Below are 10,373 nucleotides of genomic sequence, written 5' to 3'. Positions count from 1 at the left end.
CAACTTCGTCGACCGCCGAGATCATAATGACGGGTATGTCGCGCAAAGCCATATCCGATTTCATGCATTCCAAGGCTTCGAACCCATTCATACCGGGCATCATGATATCCAGAAGAACCAAATCGAATGAGTTTTGAGCCAGTTTTTCCAGCGCTTCATGCCCGTCGCCGGCTTCAACAAGGTTGGAATACCCTTCACGCTTCAGGCGTCGTGTCAGGGTGTACCGATTGTCCTCATTGTCGTCGACAACAAGAATTGAAGGTTCATCAGGGCTCATGTCAGCGATCCGCCGGACAGGATCGAGCTTATCTTCCGGTAGAGCAGATCGAAATCGATTGGCTTCGATACATAATCATCGCAACCAGCTTCCAATGCCCGGTCCCGATCACCAGCCATTGCGAAGGCGGAAAGAGCTATAACAGGAATGTTGCCCGTTTCTGGAGCAGCTTTAAGCTGCCGTGTTGCCTCCCAACCGTCCAGAACCGGAAGGTTCAAGTCCATGAGGACAAGTGCCGGGAACTCGGTGCGCGCCATTTCTATTCCGGCAGCTCCGTCTGTAGCGACCAGTACCTCATACCCTTTTTTGCTCAGTCTTCGCGTCAGCATAAAGATGTTGTCATCGTTATCTTCGACATAAAGAATTTTGGTCATGGCCGAATTTCCTCACCGGTCATACGCTTTACGAATCCGCCGACTTCCGCCAGCAGCGTGTCACAACTTGTCGAGCTTTTTTCGAGAATACTCTCAACGCCATCGGTTAGCCGACGGCGATCTTCGTTCGTTAGATCTGCAGCCGTTATGACGATCACCGGAATGTTCTTGCTGTTAGGAATAGTGCGAAACGCCTCCAGAAACTCGAAGCCGTCCATCTCCGGCATCATCAAATCCAGCAGGATCAAGTCCGGTGTTTCCTCGTTGATCAAGTTCAGAGCAATGCGCCCGTTTTCTGCTTCGGTTACGCGCCACCCTTCGGTTATCAAGCAACCTCTCAACCATGTGCGCGTTGTTTCATCATCTTCAACCAGAAGGACCAGCGGAGTCCCTCCTTTGGGACGGAAACGGTTAAGGGTTTCCCTGAGCTTTTCCCGGTCCAACGGCTTGATCATATATTCTGAGGCGCCAAGCCCATATCCTTTGCGCGCTTCGTCCAGCATTGTCAGCATGATAACAGGTATGTCAGCTAGGGTTTCGTCCGCCTTGAGTTCTGCAAGGACGTCCCAGCCGTTCGGCGCAGGCATCAAAACGTCCAGTGTGATTACTGACGGCCGAATTTTGCGCGCCAGTTTCAGAGCTTCTTTGCCATCAGCAGCCGTAACAACATCAAATCCTTCCTTGGCGAGAAAAACGCGCAATAACTCGCGTGTGGTGTCGTCGTCATCAACCACAAGAACCGTGCCGGAATATGCGCCCAACCGATCCTTCAAGGATGGTTTGAGATCTCTGTCAGGAATGCGGGCAGCTGATTGACCTTCGACCCGGAACGGCAACGTGACCGTAAATGTCGTGCCTTCGCCAACTGCGCTTTCAACGGCAATATCACCCCCCATCATTTGGCACAGCCGCTTGCTGATGGAGAGTCCCAGACCAGTGCCGCCGTATTTGCGTGTTGTTGAACTGTCTGCTTGAGAAAAGTCTTCGAATAGCTTCCCGATCTGATCTTGTGTCAGTCCGATCCCTGTGTCGGACACATCCAGAACCATCCAAGGACGATCATCAATCATGGACTTGGCTGCGCGGACAGTAATCTGGCCGTTTTCGGTGAATTTGCAGGCATTGCTCAACAGGTTCAGGATAACCTGCCGGACCCGCATCATGTCGGCGAACATTTTCTCCGGCTCATCCGGACAGTGGGCCTCCAACACGTTGCCGTTCTTTTCGGCAAGACCCTTCGTTGTCGCGACTGTATCCTGCAGCAACGCGACCAAGTCGAATTCCTCAAGGTTGAGATCGAGTTTGCCCGCTTCGATTTTCGAAAGATCAAGAATCTCGTTGATCAATTCGAGAAGATGCTTTCCCGCGCGTGAAATTCTCTGCAACGGTTCGATAAATTCGTCCTGCCCCAGATCTTCGGCATCTTCTTCCAGCATTTCGGTGATACCGATCACTGCATTCAGGGGCGTTCGCAATTCGTGGCTCATGTTGGCCAGAAACTGGCTCTTGGCCCGGTTTGCTTCTTCCGCATCCCGTTCGCGCTGTTTCAGCTCGGTGATATCAGTGTAGACGGCAACCGTACCGCCATCGCTGGTCTTGCGCTCGTTGATCATGATCCAACGACCGTCGCGCCGTTGCTGCACCAGCGCTTCTTTCGGATTTCTGTGCGACGCAAGGCGCTCTTCGACCCACTCGTCAATCCTGTCTTGGGCATTGACGATCAATCCAACCTTGGCCGAACTCCGGATTATCGTTTCGAACGACATTCCTGGCTCAATCGTGACTTCAATCTCGGGGTATAGCAGCTCCTTGTACCGGTTATTGCAAAGAACCAGCTTCTCATTCGCATCATAGAACGCGAACCCGTCCGAAGAGTTTTCAATCGCGTCAACCAACCTGCGGCGTGCCACCTCAATTTCGCGCAGGTTGTTTTCCTCGATTTCAATCGCCGTATCCCGGAATACGGACAGTGCCTCGGCCATGCGGGCGATTTCGTCATTTCCTGTGGTGGCTGGCAGCGGTGCGCGCAAATTCCCACCTGCGATCGCCAACATGCTGTCGCTTAGCCCGGTGAGCCGCGCGATCAGGTTACGCCCTACATAGAGCCAGACGATCAGAGTTGAACTGACCAAACTCAGAACCACGACGGCAATCATGACATATGTGCTAACTTGCCGTACCGAACCAGCCTCGGCATTTGCGCTGGCAATGTCATCTCTTGCATGCACAAGCAGATCGTCCACCGCCTGAGTCAACTGTTGAGACAAGGCCGTATTCTGGGCAATCAAAGCCTCGCCCCTGACAATCAGGTCAAGTTCTTCGGCACGTGCTTGCAGAACGCTTTTTTTGCCGAATGTGAGCTCTTCGAGTTCCTTCATCCTAGGCAGCAAAAAACGGCGCTGAAAACTTGGCAATTCGCCAGACAGCCGGTTAAGTGCCTCCAATGACTTTTCCAAGGGGAATGCTATCAAGTCCACGTCTGCGCGGGAAAAGGCCGATGCCGCCAGTATCAGATTGTCATTGATCGCAGAAACTTCCACCTGAAACTTTTGCAGAGGCAAGGCTTCCGCAACGCTACGCGTCAACTCATTCATTGCCGCAGCGCGCTCTTCTGCGGTCAAATCAGGATTATCAATGGCGCTTCGCAATTGAGACAGTTTGGCATCCATGACCGAAATGCCCGGAGTAAGCGCCCGCTGCGCCCCTTTGTTCGTGATCGACAGACGCGTGAGGATTTCGCTCTTTCGATCAGTTGCAGCCAATCTGTCGCTGACCAGAACGTCGAGCGCCGAAAGGTTTTCGCCAAGGCGCGTGACCGCTGCTTCGATTTCTTCAAGGTTGGAAGCGTCGGTTTCCCGGGATTTCAGATCCGCAACCATTTGGTTGAGATTGCCGACGCCTGCACTGATCGCGCCAGTCAGTTCCATACGCTGAGCGTCGGTCGAGACAGCCAGCAGTGCTGGTGCCGCAGCGACAATCCGGTCAGCTTCTCGGGAAAGTTCCAGAGATCCAAGCGCAGCCGGCACGCGTTGTTGCGTGATATGATCCATGACATTTCCGATGGCCAGGAAAGAATACACCGCAGCAGCAGCAGCGAGCACCGAAAAGGCGCTAATCCCGAAAAATGCAATGAGAAGACGCCACCGGACCCCTAAACCGTCAAACATTTGGACACCCGAGCGGTCGGTCAATTAGTTCGATATATTCATTGCACGAAAGCAAAATGTTGTTACCCCCCAATTACATAGTGCTATTGCAATGGCACGTACTCTCCCCCTTTCCACGTGTACCAAGAGAACCCAGGGTCCGTAATGTCGCCATTCTCGTCGAACGCAAGCGTTCCCAACACGGTGTCGAACTGATTTTCCCTTAGAGACGCGATAACTGCATCCAACTCTAGCGTTCCGGCTTTTTCCACCGCTTGCGCCCATACTTCGACTGCGGCGTAAGCATACAGCGTATATCCGTCCGGCTCGATGCCACCATCTCGAAACTCTTCGACCAGCGCCGCATTTTTGGGATTGTAGCGGGGGTCTGGGAAAAAAGTGAACATGGTTCCCTCACCGGCATCACCAGTGATCAGCCAATAGTCCGCAGTTGACAGGGAGTCGCCGGAAACGAACTGAAGATCATCACCCTGGTCTCTGGCTTCACGCAGAATAAGTCCCGCTTCGGCAGGATACCCGCCGACGAAAAGAATATCTGTCTCGACAGCCCGGATACGATCAACGAGGGGGGAATAGTCAACCTCGCCTGTTGCAAATCCTTCGAACATCACTTCGGTCAGGCCGAGTTCGTTGATGCGTTTCTTGGTTTCCTCGGCAAGTCCTTGGCCGTAAGCTCCACCATCGTGCAAAATGGATATGCGTTTCTCTGGCCAATGTTTGGCCATGTAATCGCCGACCACCGCGCCTTGCCGGTCGTCCCGACCGCAAATGCGAAATATTCCAGGTCCGCCCTCATCGGTTAGTTTGGTGTTTGTGGCAGAAGGCGAAATCATCAATATTCCTGCCTCATCATAGATTTTGGACGCCGGTATCGACGCACCGGAAGACCAATGACCGACAACAAAGACCACATCATCGCTTACGAATTTTTTGGCAACAGCGACAGCCTGTTCTGGGTCGGCGGCATCGTCTCCAAGAACAAGCCGCACCTGTTCTCCCAAAACGCCGCCGTTTTCATTTATTTTCCGAAGCGCAAAATTGACACCAATTCGGTACTGTTCCCCACCCCACGCATATTGCCCGGAAAGAGGGGCTCCTGTACCGATACGGATTTCCGCGCTCGCAGAGCCGACAAACGCCAGCGCTGACATGCCTAAAGCGGTGACGAGTGTGTGAAGCAATTGCATCTTGTCCCTCCCAATCCAGCTATCTCGGCACTTAGCCAGTGCCCGTTGGTAGGCTAGGTCACTATACAATTTTGTGGACTTACCAACAACTGATTGGTGAGGAAGGAGTAAATTAGTAAATGAATTCTACAAGTTACTTCTCTAGAATATATTGTAGAATCCGTGATCCATGAGGGTCTCAATTGTAAGGCAAGCAGTTTTAGTTCACGTTAAGACGGTAGTCCGCTTTAACATCGAATGAGGGCGTACGACGATTGTTTGCCAACGTCGGCTTTGTCCGCGAACTGTGAATTCGAGCAGGCAAAGATTATTGCAGCGCGGCGAAAGTCCGGCCTGACGGGCCGCACTGCGGCGAGCACTGTCATGGATGAACGGCAGGAATGGGCCGTGATCGGCCGCAATAAACCACACTTGTTCCTGCAGGAAATCCGAATTTCTGCGTGAGCTATAAGCTCACTGGCGACAGTGGAATCTAGCGACTGCGAGAACATCAAACGGCGTAGTTTACCTGCGTACGGGCTGCTTCAAGGGCGGCATAAAACATGACAACCAACGCAAATTCCGGTTAGTGTTATGTATTATTGTGCTTCCACCCGCCCGCTTAACCACTGCGCAGGAGATTGGATTTGCAAGATTTGGAAAGCTGGCTGGCCGAACTTGGGTTGGAAAAATACTCCGAAGTATTTGCGAAAGCTGAGATTGATTTTGAGGTCCTGCCAAGCCTGGATAAAGACGATTTGATAGAACTTGGGCTACCGATTGGTCCTCGCCGCAAAATCATGGAAGCGGTCTCTCAAATTCAACGACATGGCGGTGGTCCTGGGAATTCTGCCGCTGATGCAAAGACCATTGAAACAACGGACTCGTCACCCGCTTCTCCCAACGATGCTGAGCGTCGCCAACTGACGGTGATGTTTGTCGACCTGGTCGGCTCAACCGAGATAGCCGAGCGTGCCGATCCGGAGGACATGCGTAACGTCATTACAAACTACCAGAACACCGTGGCCGGAGTGGTTGGGCGGCATGAAGGGTTCGTCGCCAAATTCATGGGTGACGGAGTGTTGAACTATTTTGGCTGGCCCAGGGCAAATGAAGATGACGCGGAACGGGCCGTGCGTGCTGGCCTTGAAATCATAGATGTTGTTCGGAAAACAAAGGCACCTGACGGCACAGCTCTGGCCACTCGTGTAGGTATGGCCACCGGAGTCGTGATTGTCGGTGATCTCGTGGGCAGCGGTGCAGCGCAGGAAGCAGCCGTAGTCGGAGAAACGCCAAATCTGGCGGCGCGGTTGCAAATTGTCGCGCGCCCCAATCAGCTAGTGATGCCGTACGAAACGCGGAGGTTGCTGGGTCGTTCGTTCAAAGTGAATTCCATCGGTGAACAGACGTTGAAAGGTGTCGGCACTCCGGTCGAGGCATTTGTTGCCGAAGGCGAGACTGCCGTCGAAAGCCGCTTTGCGGCGCGCCGGTCCGGGATTCTGACACCTATCGTCGGACGGGAACACGAGATCGAACTGGTGCTTGACCGTTGGAAGCTGGCGCGTGTTGGTCAAGGGCAAATGGTCGTTGTCAGCGGCGAGGCCGGTATTGGAAAATCGCGCATCGCGCGGTCCGTAGTCGACCGCATTGCGCAGGACGATCAAACCCGCATCACTTATCAATGCTCACCGTACCATACCGATAGCGCATTTTACCCCATCATTCAGCAGTTGACCTTTGCTACCGGTATTGCGCCGACGGACACCCCGGACGAACGAATGGATAAGTTGGAGGCGCTGATCGATGCGGATCACGACACCCTGAGACTTGTTGCACCGATGCTGGGGTTGGAAGGCAGTGGGCGGTACGGCGCGCTGAGCCTGACGCCAGCGCAGTTGCGTGCGCAAACCATGCAGGCGTTGATCCATTTACTGGAGCAACAAGCTTCTGAGAAACCCGTTCTGTTGATTTACGAGGATTTGCACTGGATCGACCCGACTTCACTTGAACTGCTCGATCTCATTCTGGACTCGATCACCGATAAACCGGTTATGGTCCTTGCCACGACGCGGCCAAGTTTTGAGCATGGTTTTGGCGGGCATCCGATTGTGACACGATTTGCGCTCAACAGGCTGGGCAACGAACAGATCGGGGCCATCATAGGAAAGCTGACAGATGGCAAATCGATGCCGCCCGAGATTATTGAGATTATCGCGCAACGTACGGATGGCGTGCCACTGTTTGTTGAAGAGCTGACCAAGACAATCCTCGAATCCGGGGCACTCAAAGAGATCAAGGGCGAGCTTATTGCTGACGGTCCAATTAGCGCAATCGCTATTCCAACCACTTTGCATGACAGTCTGATGGCACGCCTTGATCGGTTGCAACCGATCAAGGATGTGGCGCAGACCGCCGCCTGCATCGGGCGGGAGTTCAATCATCGTCTTCTAGCCGATGTATGCCACCTGTCCGAGGCTGAACTTGGGGCCGCTCTGGATGGCTTGATCGCAGCCGAGTTGGTTTACCGGCGCGGATTGCCGCCCGAGGCAACTTACATTTTTAAGCACGCGCTTGTGCGGGATGCCGCGTATGAGAGTCTGTTGAAGGAAAATCGACGGGCGATTCACACCCGCATCCTTGCAGCCCTTAAAACCGACCCGGATATTGCGCCAGAAGTCTTGGCAACCCACGCCGAGGCCGCGGGCGAAACTGACCGGGCGATCAGTCTGTGGGAAAGCGCAAGCAAAGTTGCCTTCGCCCGGCCCGCATTTGAAGAAGCGGTACGGCACCTTAGACGCGCTTTCGCTTTGAACGGCGATATGGCGGATGCCGAAGAGCCGGAAGGCGTAAAACGCGCCCTGAATCTACAGGTCCAGATCGCACCCATATTGCTGGCCATGCACGGCTATGCGGCAGATGAAACAACCCAAGCGTATCAAGTCGCCTTGTCACTGGCCGAGAAACTCGGAGATTCACCGCTTAGGTTTCCCGCACTCTACGGTTTGTGGGTTGGAAACCTGATGACCGGGCGACATCAGGAAGCTTTGAAAACCGCCCGTTATATCAAAAGCGAAGCCGAGTGTTCGGGGGTTCGCGTAAACAAAATGACCGGTCACCGATTGGTGGGTGTTTCCTGTTGCATGCTAGGCAATTTCTCAAAGGCTCAGGCAGAGTTTGACCTGGCGCTGAGCCTTTATGACCCAGATGACAATGTTGGGTTCGAAAATCGTTTCGGACAAGACCCGGGTGTCGCCATTCGAGCTTACCAATCTTTGAATCTCTGGTGTTTGGGGCGAACGCAGGAATCTGAATACAAGGCAAAAACTGCTGAAGAGGCGGCGCTGAAGTCCGATCACGCAAACACGGTCGGGTATGTGCATGTGCATGTTGGATTGCGCGACTTACTGGATCGGGCGGACAAGTCGGCGCTCCGACACGCCTCAGCTCTTCGAGACATAAGTGACAAATTCGGGCTCAAACAAATGAGTGTTTATGCGGGCTCGATTGAGGCGCTGGCCGACGGGGTTGGTAGTGGCGAAGCGTGGGTTGAAAATTATGAAAGGTTTGAAAAGGGTTACAGCCGATTAAACGCGCGCCTTTATCTGCCAATTTTCAAAAGTCTGGCTGCCTGGAAAGCGCTTCGCACAAACGAAATCAGCCTTTGTAAAACGTTTGCAGACCAAGCGCGGCTTGTTCTTGCGGAAACGCAGGAAAACTTCATCAAGAGTGATTTATTGCACCTTGAAGGTATGATTGCGTTGAAGATTGGTGAGCGCGAGGTGGCCGAGGAACGCCTCAAACAAGCTGTGGAAGTCGCCAGTGCACAACATGCAAAAAAATGGGAACTGCGTGCATCCATTAGTCTTTCATCTTTGTGGAAGAAAAAAGGTTGGACCGAACAGGCAATCACCCTCCTTGAATCTGTCAGGAAAGACGTTGCAGATGGCGATAGTCCCGACGAGGTGGCAGCTGCCTGTAATTTGATATCAGAAATATAACATTATCCAGCGGGTTGTGCTCTTCGCGGGCACTTGTTTCAGCTAGCTGAAAATCAAATGTATGCAAACGCGGATAATGACGGTTAGCGTCTGAAAATTGAACGTTGTGTGAATTTAGGTGCCGCCGATATGTACGAGCACAGCTAAGGGCGGCTTCGACAGGCTGCGTCGCAGCATCTTCGGTGACAATTGAAAGTCTGCTCTGGGCCGATTCGTACAAGGGAGAATGGTGCGGAGGACCGGGCTTTCACCGAGGATCGGGACGTTTAGACCATGCACGGAGCGTGCTATCGGATCGACGGCCGGTGATCTGATCTCGCGACCCGCTTCACCCCGGCTCTTAGCGGCGTTAGTCTCCGGTCCGAGCAACATTGAAAGGAGCCGCCCCATGTCCCTCTTCTCAAAACTTTTCGGTGGCGGCGAAAAGCCTGAGCCGGAGCCGGTCGCTTATAAAGGGTTCGACATCTTCCCTGAACTGATTGCCGAGGGTGGCAAGTATCGTCTGTCGGCGCGTATCGAAAAGACCATCGACGGAGATCGCAAGACCTATACGGTAATCCGGGCGGATGTTTTTGAAAACCGGGACCAGGCCGAAAGCTTCAGCGTCGCCAAGGCTAGGCAGGTTATAGACGAACAGGGCGAACGCCTCTTCGGTTCAGGAAACAGGTAGCTTGAAGCCGGCTCTGTGATCGACGGGTGCCATGTCAATGGCGTTTTGCGAGCCACACTTGTGCAGGCTCCAACGTGCCAGTCTGGCTGCACCCTTATAGTGTCCCTTCCTGCGGTAAAAGGCCGATTTCCGAAGAACACACCGGCTAACCAAGTGGGACGCTCGGCCTGCGAATTCCACACATAGATCCGTCTATCGCCTCAAAAATGGCAGAAGTGAGTGTTCAGCGATAGGTAAAGTCGACGTCGGAATCCATTCAGGCTCAGAATCATTCCCAACGTAATGATCTCGCAATGTCATTGGACAGAAAAGTTGAATTGAACGACAATCGGGCCATGGAGCTGACAGACACAACACCTGTCCACCTGATCCATGTGGACCCGGACGTCAACATGGCGCGGTTCTACGGAATTGAGTTGCAGCCGACACTGTTTGAGGAAGTGTCCGTTCTTCGTAGTTGGGGACGTATTGGCACGAGCGGACAAGCCATGATGGTGACGTACGATGACGAAGTTCAAGCTGCTGATGCACTCCATAAAATCGAAAAGCAAAAATGCCGACGAGGTTACGTACCGGTTAGTGAGTAACTCAACGCAGTTGTTCCAGTGTCAAATTGGGTTGCCACTTGGGCTAGGGTCAGGACCCATTGATTTCCGCTTGGCTGCGTGATTCACGGTTCGAAAATCGAGCGGTGACCATGTCTGATCTTTTCTGGCTGACG

The 10,373-nt window shown here is 53.3% G+C and carries 7 protein-coding genes; 3 read left to right on the top strand and 4 right to left on the bottom strand.

The genetic code is table 11. From position 1 onward, the window contains the following. From ACR0AO_RS24910 to ACR0AO_RS24895, 4 genes are all read right to left on the bottom strand, one after another. Nucleotides 1-277 (bottom strand): response regulator (locus tag ACR0AO_RS24910; RefSeq protein WP_480609564.1); only part of this gene is annotated, 277 nt, incomplete at its 3' end. Then, nucleotides 274-651, bottom strand: a complete 378-nt coding sequence (locus ACR0AO_RS24905) for a response regulator (protein WP_480609561.1) — start codon at nucleotides 649-651, stop codon at nucleotides 274-276. The genes ACR0AO_RS24910 and ACR0AO_RS24905, both read right to left, overlap by 4 nt. Beyond that, complete coding sequence (locus ACR0AO_RS24900; RefSeq protein ID WP_480609558.1) at nucleotides 648-3,842, bottom strand: response regulator; 3,195 nt, start codon at nucleotides 3,840-3,842, stop codon at nucleotides 648-650. The genes ACR0AO_RS24905 and ACR0AO_RS24900 overlap by 4 nt, the downstream gene beginning before the upstream one ends. 59 nt (nucleotides 3,843-3,901) lie before the next feature. Then, nucleotides 3,902-5,005 (bottom strand): branched-chain amino acid ABC transporter substrate-binding protein, encoded by a 1,104-nt coding sequence (locus ACR0AO_RS24895; RefSeq protein WP_480609555.1) that lies wholly within the window; start codon nucleotides 5,003-5,005, stop codon nucleotides 3,902-3,904. Between the two features lie 626 nt (nucleotides 5,006-5,631). Here ACR0AO_RS24895 and ACR0AO_RS24890 point away from each other — a divergent pair. From ACR0AO_RS24890 to ACR0AO_RS24880, 3 genes are all read left to right on the top strand, one after another. After that, nucleotides 5,632-8,982, top strand: a complete 3,351-nt coding sequence (locus ACR0AO_RS24890; RefSeq protein ID WP_480609552.1) for an AAA family ATPase — start codon at nucleotides 5,632-5,634, stop codon at nucleotides 8,980-8,982. Nucleotides 8,983-9,370: 388 nt separating this feature from the next. Then, nucleotides 9,371-9,652 carry an HlyU family transcriptional regulator gene (locus tag ACR0AO_RS24885; RefSeq protein ID WP_480609549.1) on the top strand — a complete coding sequence of 94 codons (282 nt, stop codon included), beginning with the start codon at nucleotides 9,371-9,373 and terminating at the stop codon, nucleotides 9,650-9,652. Between the two features lie 293 nt (nucleotides 9,653-9,945). Further along, nucleotides 9,946-10,239, top strand: coding sequence for a WGR domain-containing protein (locus ACR0AO_RS24880; protein ID WP_480609546.1), 294 nt, complete (start codon nucleotides 9,946-9,948; stop codon nucleotides 10,237-10,239). Nucleotides 10,240-10,373 lie beyond the last annotated feature (134 nt).

This window comes from Ruegeria sp. AF8 (assembly GCF_056541825.1).
Note: the sequence above shows the minus strand (reverse complement) of the source record. Positions and strands in the feature narration are given on the sequence as shown.

Bases quoted from the DNA above. Each gene is read 5' to 3' on its own strand.
- ACR0AO_RS24885 (WP_480609549.1), top strand. From the start codon at position 9,371: ATGTCCCTCTTCTCAAAACTTTTCGGTGGCGGCGAAAAGCCTGAGCCG.
- ACR0AO_RS24905 (WP_480609561.1), bottom strand. From the start codon at position 651: ATGACCAAAATTCTTTATGTCGAAGATAACGATGACAACATCTTTATG.
- ACR0AO_RS24895 (WP_480609555.1), bottom strand. From the start codon at position 5,005: ATGCAATTGCTTCACACACTCGTCACCGCTTTAGGCATGTCAGCGCTG.
- ACR0AO_RS24880 (WP_480609546.1), top strand. From the start codon at position 9,946: ATGTCATTGGACAGAAAAGTTGAATTGAACGACAATCGGGCCATGGAG.